At 68.4% G+C, this 15,576-nt stretch carries 21 protein-coding genes; 2 read left to right on the top strand and 19 right to left on the bottom strand.

The window, feature by feature from the left end; all coding sequences use genetic code 11:
* Nucleotides 1-25: 25 nt before the first annotated feature.
* From GOARA_RS08990 to GOARA_RS08930, 13 genes are all read right to left on the bottom strand, one after another.
* A complete protein-coding gene (locus GOARA_RS08990) occupies nt 26-997 on the bottom strand; it encodes a DUF808 domain-containing protein (protein ID WP_007322034.1) in 972 nt (323 codons plus the stop codon).
* A gap of 143 nt (nt 998-1,140) precedes the next feature.
* A complete protein-coding gene (locus GOARA_RS08985) occupies nt 1,141-1,434 on the bottom strand; it encodes a WXG100 family type VII secretion target (protein WP_007322033.1) in 294 nt (97 codons plus the stop codon).
* Nucleotides 1,435-1,455: 21 nt separating this feature from the next.
* Nucleotides 1,456-1,764 carry a WXG100 family type VII secretion target gene (locus tag GOARA_RS08980; protein ID WP_007322032.1) on the bottom strand — a complete coding sequence of 103 codons (309 nt, stop codon included), beginning with the start codon at nt 1,762-1,764 and terminating at the stop codon, nt 1,456-1,458.
* 28 nt (nt 1,765-1,792) lie between these two features.
* A complete protein-coding gene (locus GOARA_RS08975) occupies nt 1,793-2,755 on the bottom strand; it encodes a PPE domain-containing protein (protein WP_007322031.1) in 963 nt (320 codons plus the stop codon).
* 3 nt (nt 2,756-2,758) lie between these two features.
* Nucleotides 2,759-3,046, bottom strand: coding sequence for a PE domain-containing protein (locus GOARA_RS08970; RefSeq protein ID WP_007322030.1), 288 nt, complete (start codon nt 3,044-3,046; stop codon nt 2,759-2,761).
* Nucleotides 3,043-4,398, bottom strand: a complete 1,356-nt coding sequence (locus tag GOARA_RS08965; protein WP_007322029.1) for a hypothetical protein — start codon at nt 4,396-4,398, stop codon at nt 3,043-3,045. The genes GOARA_RS08970 and GOARA_RS08965 overlap by 4 nt, the downstream gene beginning before the upstream one ends.
* Nucleotides 4,395-4,694 carry a type VII secretion target gene (locus GOARA_RS08960; RefSeq protein ID WP_007322028.1) on the bottom strand — a complete coding sequence of 100 codons (300 nt, stop codon included), beginning with the start codon at nt 4,692-4,694 and terminating at the stop codon, nt 4,395-4,397. The genes GOARA_RS08965 and GOARA_RS08960 overlap by 4 nt, the downstream gene beginning before the upstream one ends.
* On the bottom strand, nt 4,691-5,032 hold the full coding sequence (locus GOARA_RS08955; RefSeq protein ID WP_007322027.1) for a YbaB/EbfC family nucleoid-associated protein: 342 nt from the start codon (nt 5,030-5,032) through the stop codon (nt 4,691-4,693). Before GOARA_RS08955 ends, GOARA_RS08960 begins: the two co-directional genes overlap by 4 nt.
* Nucleotides 5,033-5,036: 4 nt before the next feature.
* Nucleotides 5,037-5,387 carry a hypothetical protein gene (locus GOARA_RS08950; protein WP_007322026.1) on the bottom strand — a complete coding sequence of 117 codons (351 nt, stop codon included), beginning with the start codon at nt 5,385-5,387 and terminating at the stop codon, nt 5,037-5,039.
* A gap of 113 nt (nt 5,388-5,500) precedes the next feature.
* Nucleotides 5,501-5,743 carry a helix-turn-helix transcriptional regulator gene (locus tag GOARA_RS08945; RefSeq protein WP_007322025.1) on the bottom strand — a complete coding sequence of 81 codons (243 nt, stop codon included), beginning with the start codon at nt 5,741-5,743 and terminating at the stop codon, nt 5,501-5,503.
* Nucleotides 5,733-6,584: an ABC transporter permease gene (locus tag GOARA_RS08940; protein ID WP_007322024.1), complete on the bottom strand. Its 852-nt coding sequence runs from the start codon at nt 6,582-6,584 to the stop codon at nt 5,733-5,735. Before GOARA_RS08940 ends, GOARA_RS08945 begins: the two co-directional genes overlap by 11 nt.
* The gene (locus GOARA_RS08935) at nt 6,581-7,537 is read right to left on the bottom strand and encodes an ABC transporter ATP-binding protein (RefSeq protein WP_007322023.1); all 957 of its coding nucleotides are present in this window, start codon (nt 7,535-7,537) and stop codon (nt 6,581-6,583) included. The genes GOARA_RS08940 and GOARA_RS08935 overlap by 4 nt, the downstream gene beginning before the upstream one ends.
* A gap of 97 nt (nt 7,538-7,634) precedes the next feature.
* Nucleotides 7,635-9,434 (bottom strand): long-chain-acyl-CoA synthetase, encoded by a 1,800-nt coding sequence (locus GOARA_RS08930; RefSeq protein WP_007322022.1) that lies wholly within the window; start codon nt 9,432-9,434, stop codon nt 7,635-7,637.
* A gap of 168 nt (nt 9,435-9,602) precedes the next feature.
* On the opposite strand from GOARA_RS08930, the gene GOARA_RS08925 reads away from it, so the two are divergent.
* Both GOARA_RS08925 and GOARA_RS08920 read left to right on the top strand, forming a co-directional pair.
* Nucleotides 9,603-10,670, top strand: coding sequence for an alpha/beta fold hydrolase (locus tag GOARA_RS08925; protein WP_007322021.1), 1,068 nt, complete (start codon nt 9,603-9,605; stop codon nt 10,668-10,670).
* A 19-nt stretch (nt 10,671-10,689) separates the two neighbouring features.
* Complete coding sequence (locus tag GOARA_RS08920) at nt 10,690-11,193, top strand: hypothetical protein (protein WP_007322020.1); 504 nt, start codon at nt 10,690-10,692, stop codon at nt 11,191-11,193.
* 133 nt (nt 11,194-11,326) lie between these two features.
* On the opposite strand, the gene truA is transcribed toward GOARA_RS08920, so the two are convergent.
* The 6 genes from truA to rpsM all read right to left on the bottom strand — a co-directional run.
* Complete coding sequence (gene truA / locus GOARA_RS08915; RefSeq protein WP_007322019.1) at nt 11,327-12,301, bottom strand: tRNA pseudouridine(38-40) synthase TruA; 975 nt, start codon at nt 12,299-12,301, stop codon at nt 11,327-11,329.
* A gap of 36 nt (nt 12,302-12,337) precedes the next feature.
* Complete coding sequence (gene rplQ, locus GOARA_RS08910) at nt 12,338-13,096, bottom strand: 50S ribosomal protein L17, sunset domain variant (protein ID WP_007322018.1); 759 nt, start codon at nt 13,094-13,096, stop codon at nt 12,338-12,340.
* Between the two features lie 59 nt (nt 13,097-13,155).
* Complete coding sequence (locus GOARA_RS08905) at nt 13,156-14,205, bottom strand: DNA-directed RNA polymerase subunit alpha (RefSeq protein ID WP_007322017.1); 1,050 nt, start codon at nt 14,203-14,205, stop codon at nt 13,156-13,158.
* A 157-nt stretch (nt 14,206-14,362) separates the two neighbouring features.
* Nucleotides 14,363-14,968, bottom strand: a complete 606-nt coding sequence (gene rpsD, locus GOARA_RS08900; protein ID WP_007322016.1) for a 30S ribosomal protein S4 — start codon at nt 14,966-14,968, stop codon at nt 14,363-14,365.
* A 23-nt stretch (nt 14,969-14,991) separates the two neighbouring features.
* A complete protein-coding gene (gene rpsK / locus GOARA_RS08895; RefSeq protein ID WP_007322015.1) occupies nt 14,992-15,399 on the bottom strand; it encodes a 30S ribosomal protein S11 in 408 nt (135 codons plus the stop codon).
* On the bottom strand, nt 15,399-15,576 hold a 178-nt coding region (gene rpsM / locus GOARA_RS08890; RefSeq protein ID WP_007322014.1), incomplete at its 5' end, for a 30S ribosomal protein S13. The genes rpsK and rpsM, both read right to left, overlap by 1 nt.

Below are 15,576 nucleotides of genomic sequence, written 5' to 3'. Positions count from 1 at the left end.
ACCGGCTGATGCTGTGACAGTCGTGTTACGTCTGGGCCTCGCCCGGCGCAGGTTGCTCGGAGGGCGCGGGCTTGTGCGGCTTGACCACGTGCACGATTCCCGCCACCACGGAGCCGACGACGAAGCCGAGGATGGCGGAGAAGAAGGTATTCACCAGCCAGCCGACGAAGCCGCCGAAGAACGGCGCGGCGTGGGCCGCCTTCTCCTGGAGGTGGTGCACGAAGTCGTAGAGCGGGTCCCAGCCGAGCTCATGAATCCCGTTGAGCACAATGTGACCGCCGACCCACAACATGGCGATGACACCGACGTAGGACAGCACAGCCATGAGGACGGGCATCGCGCGCACCAGGTACCGACCGGTGCGCCTCGCCAGCTTGCTGCGTCGCCGCACCATCGCCAGCCCGACGTCGTCCATCTTCACGATCACCGCGACGACCCCGTAGACGAGGGCGGTGATGAAGAAGGCGACGACGACCAGGGCGCCGAGACGCATCCAGAAGCTCTCGTCGGCCACTTCGCTCAGGGCGATGACCATGATCTCGGCGGAAAGGATGAAGTCGGTGCGGACGGCTCCGCCGACCAGGGTCTTCTCCTGATCGGGCCCCGCCTGCGCGGCGGGCGTCTGCACCTCCGAGTGATGGCCGGTGATCTTCTCCCAGATCTTCTCGGCGCCCTCGAAGCAGAGGTACGTTCCACCGATCATGAGCAGCGGCGTCAGCGCCCATGGCGCGAATTGGCTGAGCAGCATGATCGCCGGGAGGATGAAGACGAGCTTGTTGCGGATCGAGCCACGCGCGATCTTCCCGATGATCGTCAGCTCGCGCTTGGGCGAGATGCCCTGCACGTAGCGCGGGGTGACGGCAGCGTCGTCGACGATGACGCCCACCGCCTTCGTGCTCGCCTTGCCGGCGGCAGCACCGACGTCGTCGATGGAGGCGGCGGTCAGCTTCACCAGCATTGCGACATCGTCGAGGAGCGCCGCGAGTCCTCCGGCCATCGGTGCGGACCTTTCGTTGTGGGACAGACCCCACGAAGCTTAGGCGCACGCCGATGCGGACGCGCGACGCCCGGCCGATTCCCCTCGTGGCGACGCCGGAACGACCGCCGCCACCCGCGTGGGTGGCGGCGGCCCCCGACGAATCAGACCGCGAAGGTGCGACCCACCCGCATGTCGGTGTTCCCCATCGTCGAAGACGCTTTGGAGACCGCATTGCTCAGGTTGTTCAGGCGACCGCGTGACTCGTCGAAAACGCGATCCCAGTGGGCTTGAGCCTCCTGGTAGGCCTGCGCGCCCTGCACGGACTGCCAGTGCGAGGCCAAGGCGTTCACCTGGGTGCGCAACTGGCCCGACAACTGTTCGAGTCGGGCGAAGTTACGGTTCAGGTCGCTGGTCAACGCGTCGAGCGCGCCGAAGTCGTACTGGATGACACTCATGGTTCTCCCCTCCCCGCCGTCTCAGACGGCCAACGAACCGGTGATGGTCGCCGCACCCGAGTCGTCTTCGTCGCCGTAGCCGGCGAACGACGAGGTCAGTTTGGCCTTGATGTCCTCAAGCGCGACGTTCAGCTTGGTGGCACTCGCGCTCCAGTCGGCATGCGTCGTGTCATACGCCCCCGACGCCCTCCCCTTCCAGGTGGTCGCGGCGTTCTGCGACGCCTGCTGGATGGCGCGAATCACCTGCTGCATTTCATCGACGATCCCGGCGACCGACTTGGTCGACGCCATCGACGCCGCGACGTCGAGGTTGAGCCCTGATCCGGGCATGGTGTTCCCCCTTCTTTCTCGGTCCGGATCACACGGTTGTGCGATCCGAGTCTTTCGTCGGCTCCCCGCACACCCGCACCTGGTCGTGGGTGGTCAACTCCGCCCAGGTCAGTGGTTCGTCGGAAGCGTCGTCGACGGCGGCGAGCGGCACGGTGAACGCGGTATCCGTCGACGCGGAGGCACCGCGCGACGAGCCAGCAGTCCCCGCGGGCGGCGCCACTGGCCCCACCCCGCCGACGCGGTGCGCGGGGTCACCCGCCGCGGTCTGCGACTGACGTTGCCCGTCCCCACTCCGGGCGTCACCCACCACACGGCCGCCGGCGAATCGGGGTGCGGAAAAGGCGCCGAGGACCCGGGGTACCGATGCGGCGACGGCTCCGCCAGCACCCCCGGAGGCCCCACGGCTAGCGGTTGCCGGCGCACTCGCGCCGTCCGCACGCGTAAGCACCGGGGCGGGCAGCGGTGGGCGCGGAGTGGTCGCCGCCTCGGTCGACGAGCGTTCGTAGTCGGCCATCACCCTGGCGGCGGCAGCAGCCGATTCCGCCAGCGCACGTTCGGAGCGGGCCACACCACCGGTCATCATGGCGGCGAATCCGATCGTGTTGCCGAGCGCCACGACGCGAGCACGAGCATCGTCGAGCACCGCGGCGGCCGGCATCGACAACCTGGCCGCCTCGACCGCACTCATCGCCGCACGAGCGAGGTCGCGTTCCTGCTGGGCCCGGCGCGCAAGCGCGTCGAGCCACCCCGGCAACCGGCCGAGCACCGTCACCGCCTGGCTCGCGCCCGGAGAGTCCCAATGCGCCGATATCGCCGCGGCGGCCCGGCGGGTGCGGATCACCAGCGCGGCCAGGTCGTCGGCCGCGCTCGCCCAGGCCTGTGCGCAGTCACCGAGCGGAATCGGCCCGGCCCCGGCCATCAAATCAGCGCGCAGTCGCTCGGCCGGGCGTGCCGACCAATCAACGCCGGTGAAACCGGTCCGCGGGTCCACGGGTCAGACCTCGGCGGCGTCGGCCGCCCTCATGGCCTCGGCCTGGGAGCGCAAGGCGACGGCGAAGGCCCGGAGCTGCGCGGCTCCGTCGGCAGCGTCGACACCCAGGCGCTCTCCCGCGCTGCGCAATGCCCCTGCTACCGCCCGGCTGACTTCGTCGTCGCCGGCGGACGACGGAGCGAACCCGGCGGCGCGGTCAGCGACCAAGGTGTCGAGACACGACGCGACGTCGTCGAGTGCCTTGGCAACATCGGCCATGGCCGACAGGTCGGCGGTCAGATTCGACGTCATGACAACAACTCCTCCTTGAGTGCCGCGAGCCTTTCGCTCGTCGTATCGACATCTGCCGCGGGATCGGATGGCGGACGCTGATCGTCCCCGAACACGGCAGGCGCCCAGGTCTGGTCGCAGTCGGCGACGGCCTCGTCGGATCGGGGAACGATCGCCGCACCGCCGACGACTCGTCCCATCGCATGGGCACCGAGCGCACCGGCCGCTCCCATCGGTGCGACCGCTGCCCCCGATCCCGCGGTCGCCGTCGCACCCGGCGTCGCATGAGGCGCGACGGATACCGCCGCCGGCTCCGTGCCTCCCGGCACCGGGGTGCGGGCGCTGTATTCGGCCGTCACCTCCCGGGCGACGCCGAGGCCGCTGGCACGCCCACCGCCGCCCATCCCGGAAACCGCGGATCCCCGCACACCGGCGAGCCCGGTGGCGCCGTCGCGCTGCCCGTCGGTTCGACAGTTTCCAGACTTGTCTTTCTCAGCTCGGGTACCCGTCCGGTCGGCCGCCGATTTCACCGCCTTCGCCCCGACGGTGCCGCGGGCACCGGCCGCCAGTGCCGAGCCGAGCACCCCGGTCGCGGCCTTCAACGGCCCGGCCACCGAGTCGAGGACCGTCGCGGCGATTCCGAAGGGCGAGCTTCCCGCTGCCGGAGCGCCGCCGACCGCGACGGGCGCACCGTTGGCCGCCATCGTGGCGGTCGGCGCGAGCAGCTGGACCTTGGTCGCGGTGACCACCGCGGTCGCCTCGGCGAGCCCCGCGCCGATGGCGGCGAGCGCGGCAGCCTGGCCCGGTGGGGTCCAGATGACCGGCATCGTCGCTGCCACCAAACCGACGGTCTTGACGATAACCGCCTGCAACGCGGCGAGTCCCGTCGCCACGATGCCTCCGGCCGCGGTGATGTCGACCGACATCGCGCTGCCCTGCCGCGACACCATCGCGGTCTCCGCCGCCGTCTTCCCCATCTTCGCGGCAGCCGTGGTCGACGCCGCACCGGTCCACACCTGGTCGACCGCGCGGAGGGCGGCGGTGGTCCCCTGCACCGTGAGATCGAGCAGGGTGGACAGGCCGCTGAAGATCTTGCTCGGGTCACCGGCACCGGCGAGGTCGGCGGTTCCGAACGCCCCGAGCAGGTCGGTGAGCGGCTTCAGCAGAGCGGTCAGGTCGAGCACCGGCAGCGGCGGCAATCCGGGCAGCGGCGGCAAGGGAGGCACGGCGGGCAACGACGGCAGTCCGAGCGACCTCAGCACCTGCGACACCGGCGCGTCGAGGACCGGCCCCAACCCAGCGGAGCGCAACGCTCCCTCCACTGTCAGCTCCCCCGTCGACGTGCCCGCGGCCGGGCCGGGAACGCTGTTCACCGAACCATGGCGGCACCGGCCGCATCGGCTGCGGAGAACTCGACGGACCCGGCCAACAGCGACGCGGCCGTCCCGGCGTGTACGGCCGCGATGTTTCCGACCGCCGCGAGATGCGCCGCCTGGGCTGCGACGAAGGCCGCGACGAACTCCTGGCCGATCACGCCGAACACCGCGGCCATCGCTGCGGTGTTGGCCGCCGCGTTGACCCCTCCGCCCGTCGCGAGAGCCGTCCCCATGGCTCCGGAGGTGGCCGCCAAACCCTCCAGTGCTCCGCCGAACACCGTCACCGAACTCATCGACGTTCCCCCTGATTCGCCGGATCGTATGAAGCGAGTTCGCCGAACTCGCGATTGAAATCGTCGGTGAGCGCCGCCCGTTGCGCATAGGCCCGCTGCGCGGCGACCATCGCCGTCGACACGATCAGCTCACCCAGGTCCGCAGAACCCAGCCGCATGGCGGCCGAGTCGAGATCGAGTCCGACGAGCGCACCCGATCCGTCGACCCGTGCGACGACCAGCTTGTTCGCGTCGCTCGCCTCACCGACGAGCGCGGCGTAGCCATCGGCGAGGTCGGCCATTCGCCCGGCCGCGACCGTGGCTTGGGCGAGGAGTTCGTCGAGTTGCGGATTAGCCATCGCGTCACCGAAACCAGGTCCGCGGCGCACACGCCTGCTCGTCGTCGACGGCTTGGACCCTGGCCAAGTCATCCGTCGTGGCCAGCGACATCGTCGCGAGCACCTCGTCGTCGACCCCGTCCGCGGCCAGAAGTTCGCGTAGCCGCACGCTGGCCGCGATCCGGCCCTGCTCGCACAGTGCCAGTACCTGCGAGGCGAGCGCATCGGCGCCAAGCCTCATCGCCGAATCGGCGAGGCGGATGGCCACGGGCAGCCCCTGAGCGGTGGTCGTCACCGTGACGGCACCGGATCGCGATTGCGTCGTGGTCCGCGAGTCAACCCATTCGTGCGCGGTGGATATCGCACCGGTCGTCATTGCCCCTCCCCCTCGCGGCGCGTCTCGCCGCATATGGGATTAGACGCACCGGAGGGCCGAACGGTTCCATCGGATGATCGGGCGGGCGCAACCGGCAGCCTTCCCGCCCGGGCTTATGCCGTCCCGGTTGCCGAACCCAGCCGTGGGAACGGTTCCGTCGAGAAGACCACCTCCACCGCCACCTCGAAGTAGGCCGCGATGCGCAGTGCCAGGTGCAGGCTCGGGCTGTACTCGCCGCGCTCCAGGTAGCCGACGGTCTGATAGTGGACGCCGAGAGCTTGCGCCAGCTCTCGTCGCGAGATCCCGCGCTCGGCCCGCAACATCGCGATGCGGTTGTAGATGACTTCAGAAGGCACGCTGGATCGCCTTCTCATGCCGCGCCGCGACGCTCGACCCCGATTCGCGACTCGCCATTCGTCGCAACACGACGGGCGCGACCGCGAATCCGACCACAGCCCACACACCCAGGACCGCGGCGGTCTCGACGTGGCGCCAAGATTCGCCGAGTTCGACCGAGGCCGCCTCGGGCGGCAGCAAAGCCGACCGCATACCGAGCCCGCTCCAGTACATCGGGAACACCTGCGCGACGCCCTGCAGCCAACCGGGGAGCGCGGACAGCGGGTAGAAGATCCCGGAGATGCCGACCAGGCCCATCAGCGGCATGGTCAACAGGAAAGTCGCGCGGGGTCCGTCGAGCATGCTCCCCAGTATGGCGCCGACCGGCAGCGCCGCGAGCAGGCTGAGGAGCACGACCCACAGGAACGTCGCCCACGCACCGGCACCGTCGAACGACGACCCGCCGATGATCGCCATTCCCGCCAGCAGCACGACCGCCACCTGGAGGAGCACCGAACCGGTCGCCGTGACGACCTTGCCGACGAAGTAGCCGACCATCCCGTTCGGCGCCGTCTTCGCCCGGAGCAGGGTTCCGTCCTCGCGGTCGAGGACCAGGACGTTCGTGACGGCGAACAGCCCGTTGAACACGACGATGGTGGCGATCAGGCCGGGGAGCGCGAGTTGCGCGATGGAGAGATCGCTGTCCGCGTACTGACGGTCGCGCAGGAGGTACAGCACGGCGAGGGTGATCGCGGGTGTCAGGAATTGACCGATCAGGTCGGGCGCGTGCGTGAACACCTGCCGGAGTTCTACGCCGCCGCGGACGAAACCGGCCCGAACGGCGTTGCTGGTGGGGTTCATCGGGTTACCTCCACGAGGTTTGAACGAGGGGCGAATCGCTCGCCGAGGGACTCGCCGGATTCGTGGCGGCGGACCAACGTCATGTAGGTGTCCTCAAGACTGGCGCGCCGGACCTCGAGTTCGCCGATGCCGTCGCCGTGCTGTTTGAAGAGTTCGTGTACGAACTTGGTCGACTCGGTCGTCGTGTGAACGAACCGCTGGTCGTCGGCGGTCCAGCGAACCTCGGCCTCCCCGGCGATGAGGCGGGACAACTCGTCGGCCGAACCATCGGCGATGATCCGGCCGCCGGCCAGAATGAGAATGCGGTCGGCGACCTTCTCCGCTTCGTCCAGATCATGGGTGGTCAGGAGAATCGTCGTGTCTTCGAGGTCCGCCAGCCGATGAACGAGGTCGTGGAAATCGCGGCGGGCGGCCGGATCCAGTCCCGCGGTCGGCTCGTCCATGAACAAGAGCTGCGGCTTGCCCACGATGGCGATCGCCACGTCGAGCCTGCGCCGCTGACCGCCGGACAACGTCGAAACCTTGGCGTCGCGCTGGTCGGTGAGACCGACGAGTTCGATGAGCTCGTCACTGTCGCGCGGCCTGCCGATGGTGTCGGTGGAATACGGACGATAGAACGAGCCGAGGTGGTTGATGAGTTCGCGGACGCGCCACTTCGCATGGTCGCGCCACGATTGCAGCACGACGCCGATCTGCGAGCGCCACCTCTCGTCGCCGTGTTCGGGATCGGTTCCCAGGACGACCACTCGGCCCGCCGAGCGCCCGCGGAACCCCTCGAGGATCTCGACGGTCGTCGTCTTGCCGGCTCCATTCGGACCCAGCATCACCAGCACCTCGCCCCGTCGTGCCCGGAACGAAACATCGTGCAGGACGTCGGTCGATCCGTATCGCATGCGCAGGCCGTCGACGTCGACCGCCACCTCGCCGTCTAGATCCTCGTCCGTTGATCTCATCGCACTCCTTCGTATTCACAGTAGGACTGAATGTAGTAGACATACTATCATTCATCGCGCGATTGCATAGACCTGCTTTCGCAGCAAGCAGTGGTTCCTACCTTCTCCCCGCGGTCAGGTTCGACACGAACTCCGGGTAGAACGGCACGTAGCCGGCATCGCCGTCGAGGACGCGAACCTCGTCGTCGCCGATTCGCGAATACCCTTCCTCGCGCAGTTCGACACGACGCGCCTTGAACGTGGAGGTGTGCTCGAGCTCAGGCACGACGCGCACGAACAACGGCACCGCGTAGGAGGGGAGCTTCGCCCGCACCGCGCGCGCCAGCCCCTCCCAGTCGAGGTCGTCGCCGACGACGACCGCGGCCATCCCGGCGCGACCGTCGGCACCGGGCACCGCGACCCCGTATACGACGGACTCCGCGATGCCGTCCACACCGTTGAGAACGTTCTCGACCTCGGTCGTGGCTACGTTCTCCCCCTTCCACCGGAAGGTGTCGCCGAGCCGGTCGGCGAACCCGATATGTCCGTAGCCCTGCGAATACACCAGGTCGCCCGTGTTGAAGTAGGCGTCGCCGCGACGAAACACGTCGCGCACGATCTTCTTCTCGGTCGCCGCCGGATCGGTGTAGCCGTCGAGTCGCGCCACCGGCAAGATGCGGCCCAGCAACAGGCCGGGCTCGCCCTTCTTCACGCGCCGACAACGACCGCGTGCGTCGCGCAACGGCTCGCCGGTGGTCACGTCCACCTCGACGATGGCATGCGGCAACGGCGAGAAGCCCACCGTCTTGCGCTGGCCGAACAGGTTCACGAATCCGATGTTGGATTCGCTGGCCCCGTAGAACTCCATGATGCGCTCGATCCCGAACCGCTGCTGGAACTCGTCCCAGATGTCCGGGCGCAGACCATTGCCCGCGGCCAGCCGCACGCGGTGGGCCCGGTCGGTGGGCTTGGGCTCGACGGCGAGCAGGTAGCGGCACAGTTCACCGATGTAGCAGAAGGCGGTCGCATCGTTGGCGATGATGTCGTCGAAGAAGCGCGACGCCGAGAACTTCTCGCCGATCGCCAAACAGGCCCCCGCCCCCAGCACGGCGCCGAACGAGACCGTCAAGGCGTTGTTGTGGTACAGCGGCAAGGCGCAGTACATGACGTCGTCGCTGCGCAACCGGATCGCGGCACCCATTCCAGCCATCACGAAATGCCACCGGGAGTGACTCATGATCGAGGCCTTCGGGTAACCCGTCGTACCGGAGGTGAAGATGTAGAACGCCGGAATGTCGGCGGGCAGCGCCGCGGTGACCGCGGGATTCGCGTTGACGGCCGGATCGGCGACTGCCAGATCATTCCCGGTCGCGTCGAGGTCGGCGAACGTCAACCGCGTCGGGGGCACCGCTTGGGCCGACGCGGTCGCGAGGTTGCCGTCGCACGTGCCGTCGGTAATCAATACACGGGCACCTCGGCGCGTTTCACCGGGCGGCGCCAACAGCCCGAGGCTGTGATCGAGAACCTCGCCGGTCTGGTTGTAGTTGACCATGCCGGCGATGGCCCCGAGCTTCACCGTCGCCAGCACCGCGATCACGACCTCGACACTGTTGCGGGCCATGACGGCGACGACGTCGCCCCTGCCGACCCCGTTGTCGGCGAGGACCGCCGCCCACCGGTTCGCCCGGCGGTTGCACTCGCCGTAGGTGTGTATCGACGAACCCATGCGCAGAAACGGTCGATCCGGGTGGGCGGCGGCCGCTTTCGCGAACGCTTTGCCGATGGTCCATTTGCGACTGGGACTGAGATTGATCAGCGATGGAAGCTGTCCGGCCATCCGGGGCAGGTCGCGGGACAACTTCCAGGCGCCGCCGAGCAACGAGGGCAGCGTGATCTCCGACGATCGGGTGGAAGACATGGTCGTCAGTACACAAGACCGGTCGGCACGGCACAAGGAAACCGGACTTCCGTTGCTTCCCGGTCGACGGGGCGAATGTAAAAACCTTGCTACATCGGTGCTGCCGACGCGCACGACCGTCCGCTGTGCGGTTGACTCGGGGTACCACGTCGAAGCAAGGAGGTCGTCATGACCATCGACGCGATTCACGTCGGCAGCACACCTGCCGTCGGCCGGCCCCGAATCCGCCTTCGCTACCGGACGATTCACGGCTATCGACGCGCCTATCGCATCGTGGGCAGCGGGCCGGTCGTCGTATTGATCCACGGTATCGGCGACAACTCGTCGACGTGGGAGCCGATCATGACCAGGCTCGCGGCGCGCTACACCGTCATCGCTCCCGATCTGCTCGGCCACGGCTTCTCCGACAAGCCGCGTGCGGACTACTCGGTCGCGGCATTCGCCAACGGCGTCCGCGACCTGCTGTGGGTTCTCGGCCACGAGCGGGTGACCCTGGTCGGCCACTCGCTCGGCGGTGGCGTGGCGATGCAGTTCAGCTACCAGTACCCGTCGATGGTGTCGCGACTGGTACTCGTCTCGGCCGGCGGCGTCACCCGCGACGTGTCGCCCGCACTACGTTTGGCGACGCTGCCGGGGACGAGTCAGGCATTGGCACTCCTGCGTGTTCCCGGAGTCATGACGGCGCTCGACACCGCGGCCCGCGCGCTGGCCGCCTCCCCGCTGCTGCCCGGCCCGGCCAAGCCGCTCTCACCTAGTCGCCACCTGATCGACCGGGCCGACCTCATGCGCATCCTGCGCGACCTGAGCCCGCCTGATGCGCGCGCCGCTTTCGGCCGGACCCTGCGGGCGGTCGTCGACTGGCGCGGCCAGCACGTGTCCATGCTCGATCGCAGCTACCTGACGGCGAACATCCCGGTGCTGGTCGCATGGGGCACCGACGACGCCGTGATTCCGTACCGGCACGCCGAACTCGCCCACGCCGCCATTCCTGGCGCACGGCTCGCGACCTTCGACGGCTGCGGCCACTTCCCGTTCCGCGACGAGCCCGACAGGTTCGCCCGCCTCGTCGACGATTTCATCGCGACGAGCAGCCCCGGCACCTTCGACCCGCGGGCCTGGCGCACCATGCTCCTCGACGGCGCTGACCCGGTCGAGCAGGACAGCACCGGCGCGCTCAGCGCCGAAACCCGCAGCGACGTCTACGAGGCGATGGCGATCGAGCGCAGCGCTACGTAGTGGACACAGCAGGCCCGTGATGTGGCACGATGGGCCGGTGACCGACCCCCAGCAGCAACCGAACGGGCCCTACGAGCCGATGCCGACGCCGCCCGGGTACCCGACGTACCCGGCTCCGGGCGCGCAGCCCGGGTTCGCGAACGCTCCGACTCCGGCACCCGATGGCGGGTACGGCCAGCCCCTGGTCGTCATCGGCGACATCACCGTCACCCAGACGCACGTAATCACCCCGACGGGCACCTTCCCCATCGCGAACACTCAGTGGTCGGTGACCGACATGTCGGTGACGACCGAGCAGATCTCGCAGACCGGCCTGATTCTCGCGCTGGTCGGCTTCGTCCTCATCTGCGCGCTGAGCTTGCTGTTCTTGTTGATGAAGGACCAGGTCACCTCCGGTTACATCCAGGTCGTCGTCACCGACGGCACTCGCACGCATGTCAGCAACATTCCGGCCGTCAGCCCGGCGTCGATGGCCGACATCAGCAACCGCGTCGCCTACGCCCGGTCGCTCGCGGCCGCCTGAGACAGCGCGGCAATCGCGTCGCGCCGACGCCCAGTCGGCGGAATTGTGGGCACGATCGGCGAAATTGTGGGCACGGTCGGCGGGATTGTGGGCACGGTCGGCGGAAATCTGGGCACGGTCGGCGGAGGTTTCGCTAGCCGCCGCAACAACCCGTTCCACCGGAATCCCGGTCGACCTGCCCGGAGTCCTGGTCGACCTGCCCGGAGTCCTGGTCCACCTGCACGGACACCTGCCCGACGTCCCCGTCTACCTGCCCGGGATCCCGTAGGTCGCGGGTCTTCTCGGCTCGCGCCGCCCACTGGTCCGGCGACGGATAGTCGACGCCGGTCAGGCACAGACCCCGCGCCTGGGCCACCGGGACCTCTGCGCTGCGACTCGTCTGGGCGAGCAGCCCCGCACACCAATCGACGTCGCGGCGACCCTCGCCGACCGTCGCGACCGCCCCGACCAGGGAGCGGACCATCGACCAGCAGAAGGCATCCGCGGTGACCCGCCCGACCAGCACCCCGTCGCCGTCGCGGCGCCACTCGAAGGCCTGTAGGTCGCGGATCGTCGTGGACCCCGGACGGAACCGGCAGAAGGCGGCGAAGTCGTGCAGACCGACGAGAGTCGCCGACGCGGCGTTGAGCAGTTCGAGGTCGATCGGTCGCGTCCAGTCGGCGGTCGTGCGCGCTGCCACCGGCTCCGCTCCCCACGACGCGTCGGACAGCCGGTAGACGTAGTGCCTGCGCAACGCGGCGAACCGGGCATCGAAATCCGTGGAGACGTCCTCCACCGCCTTGACCCGTACGTCGTCGGGCAGCATCTTGGCCAGACGCCGGACCAGCGTGGACGGGTCGCCGTGGATCGACCGGGTGTCCAGCGCCGCGCGCGGCACGTCGAAGTGGGCCACCTGCCCCGTCGCGTGAACCCCGGCGTCGGTGCGGCCGGCGACGGTGAGGTTGACGGACTCGCGCAGCACGGTGCCCAGTGCATCGGTGAGGACGCCCTCCACGGTGCGGCGGCCCGGCTGCGCCGCCCAGCCGTGGAAGTCGGTGCCGTCGTAGCCGACGTCTAACCGCAGACGACAAACCCCGCCACCGGAATCGGTAGCGGGGTTCGACGTCATCTGATCAGGCACGACGATCTGACGATCGTCGCGAGACTAGTCCTCGTCGCGCTGCGACGGGGGCAGCTGGTAACCGGCGGCCTCGGCGTCAGCGTCGGTCGCGAACCAGATCTCGGCCTCGGTGCTCTCGTAGAAGCGGGTGCCGGGACGGTGGTACAGCTTCGACGAAGCGTTGCCCTTGATCGGGAAGCCCTCGGGCTCCCCGCCGTCGGCCAGCGGCGCGTGCGCGCCGGCCGGCAGCTCGTCGGCCGCGGCTTCGGTCTCGACGGCCTTCGCGGGCTTGGCGTCCGCCTCAGCGGCCTGCTCGTCATCGGCCTTCGCCTTCGCGGCCTTGGCCGGCTTCTCGTCGGCCTTCGCCTCGTCAGCCTTGGCCGGCTTGTCGTCGGCCTTCTTCGACGCGGCGACCCGGTTCGCGCGGTTGGCCTCGGTGGTCACGGTCGACTCGCGAACGAGCTCGATCACGGCCATCGGGGCGTTGTCACCCTTGCGCGGAAGCGTCTTGATGATGCGGGTGTAGCCGCCCGGACGCTCGGCAAAGGACGGGCCGATCTCGGCGAACAGGACGTGCACGATGTCCTTGTCGCGGATGAACTTCAGCACCTGGCGGCGATCGGCGAGCGTGCCGGCCTTCGCGTGGGTGATGAGCTTCTCGGCGTACGGGCGCAGGCGCTTGGCCTTGGCCTCGGTGGTGGTGATGCGGCCGTGCTCGAACAGCGAGGTGGCGAGGTTCGCCAGGATCGCCTTCTGGTGGCTGGCCGACCCGCCGAGGCGGGCACCCTTGGTGGGCTTGGGCATTGTCTTCTCCTCAGAGGTGACCGACTCTCACGAGTGGGTCGGGGTTTTGGTACAGCCGCTTACAGTTGCTCGGTCTCAGCGAAATCCTCGCCGCCGTCATCGAGGCCCGCATCGTCGGACCAGGTGCCGGTGGCCGGGTCGTAACCCGCGACCTGCGACGGGTCGAAGCTGGCCGGGCTGTCCTTGAGGGACAGGCCCATGGCGTGCAGCTTCACCTTGACCTCGTCGATCGACTTCTGGCCGAAGTTGCGGATGTCGAGCAGATCCGACTCGGTCCGGGCAACCAACTCGCCCACGGTGTGCACACCCTCGCGCTTGAGGCAGTTGTAGCTGCGCACGGTCAGCTCCAGGTCCTCGATCGGCAGGTTGAACGACGCCATGTGGTCGGCCTCGATCGGCGACGGGCCGATCTCGATGCCCTCGGCCTCGACGTTGAGCTCGCGCGCCAGGCCGAACAGCTCGACCAGGGTCGTACCGGCCGACGCCAACGCGTCGCGCGGGGTGATCGAGTTCTTGGTCTCGACGTCGAGCACCAGGCGGTCGAAGTCGGTGCGCTGCTCGACACGGGTGGCCTCGACCTTGTAGGTCACCTTGAGGACCGGCGAGTAGATCGAGTCGACCGGGATGCGGCCGATCTCGGCGCCGGTGGCCTTGTTCTGCACGGCCGGAACGTAGCCGCGGCCCCGCTCGACGACCAGCTCGATCTCGAGCTTGCCCTTGTCGTTGAGGGTCGCGATGTGCAGATCCGGGTTGTGCACGGTGACACCGGTCGGCGGCACGATGTCAGCGCCCGTGACGTCGCCGGGACCCTGCTTGCGGACGTACATGGTGACCGGCTCGTCCTCTTCGGAGGACACGACCAGGCCCTTGAGGTTCAGGATGATCTCGGTGACATCTTCCTTGACCCCGGCGACGGTCGTGAACTCGTGCAGGACACCGTCGATGCGGACGCTGGTGACTGCGGCGCCCGGGATGGACGACAGCAGGGTGCGGCGCAGCGAGTTGCCCAGGGTGTAGCCGAAACCGGGCTCGAGCGGTTCGATGACGAACTTCGAGCGGTTCTCGGCGATGACCTCTTCGGACAGGGTGGGTCGCTGTGAAATGAGCATTGTTGGTTGTTCTCTCCTTGTGGCCGCCCGCTATTTGACGGCCTAGAAGTGGACCGAACAGCCTTGTGGCTGTTGGCTTTTGCGTTCGTTCCGCCCCGACCCGGCATGGCCGGGAGGCGGCGGACCGATCCGGGGCCGCACGGCCCCGGATCAGCGGCTACTTCGAGTAGTACTCGACGATGAGCTGCTCGGTCAGCGGCACCTCGATCTGCGCGCGCTCGGGCACGTTGTGCACGAGGATGCGCAGAGTCGACGGCACGACCTGCAGCCACGCCGGCACCGGCCGATCGCCCTGGATCTCCTTGGCGATCTGGAACGGCACCGTCGACAGCGACTTCGGACGGACATCGATGATGTCGTAGGCGCTGACGCGGTAGCTGGGGACGTCGACCTTCACGCCGTTGACGGTGAAGTGTCCGTGGCTGACCATCTGACGGGCCTGGCGACGCGTGCGGGCGAGCCCGGCGCGGTAGACCACGTTGTCGAGACGGGTCTCGAGGATCTTCAGCAGTTCGTCGCCGGTCTTGCCGGTGCGACGGTTCGCCTCTTCGTAGTAGCGGCGGAACTGCTTCTCCATCACGCCGTAGGTGAAGCGAGCCTTCTGCTTCTCCTGCAGCTGGAGCAGGTACTCGGTCTCCTTGATCCGCGCGCGGCCGTGCTGGCCGGGCGGGTAGGGACGGCGCTCAAACGCCTTGTCTTCGCCGACGAGGTCGACGCGCAAACGGCGCGACTTCTTGGTTGCGGGTCCGGTATAACGAGCCATTGTTTCTAGTCCTTACCTTCCCGCTAGACCCGGCGCCGCTTGGGCGGACGGCAACCGTTGTGCGGCTGCGGGGTGACATCGGAGATCGTGCCGACTTCGAGGCCGGCGGCCTGCAGCGAGCGAATCGCGGTCTCGCGACCGGAGCCCGGACCCTTGACGAACACGTCGACCTTCTTGACGCCGTGTTCCTGGGCCTTGCGAGCCGCGTTCTCAGCGGCGAGCTGCGCGGCGAACGGGGTGCTCTTGCGCGAGCCCTTGAAGCCCACGTGACCCGACGACGCCCAGCTGATCACGTTGCCGTTGGGGTCGCAGATCGAAACGATCGTGTTGTTGAACGTCGACTTGATGTGCGCGTGGCCGTGCGGGACGTTCTTCTTATCGCGGCGGCGGGTGCCCTTCTTGGGGCCAGCGCTACGTGACTTAGGAGGCATTACTTCTTCTTCCCGGCGATGGTCTTCTTCGGGCCCTTGCGAGTGCGGGCGTTGGTCTTGGTGCGCTGACCGCGGACCGGGAGGCCGCGACGATGCCGCAGACCCTGGTAGCAACCGATCTCGATCTTGCGGCGGATGTCGGCCTGCACCTCGCGGCGCAGGTCACCCTCGACCTTC

Source organism: Gordonia araii NBRC 100433, from assembly GCF_000241265.1.
GTDB classification, from domain to species: Bacteria; Actinomycetota; Actinomycetes; order Mycobacteriales; family Mycobacteriaceae; genus Gordonia; species Gordonia araii.
The sequence above is the reverse complement of the archived record's forward strand: the minus strand, read 5'-3'. Positions and strand labels throughout refer to the sequence as shown.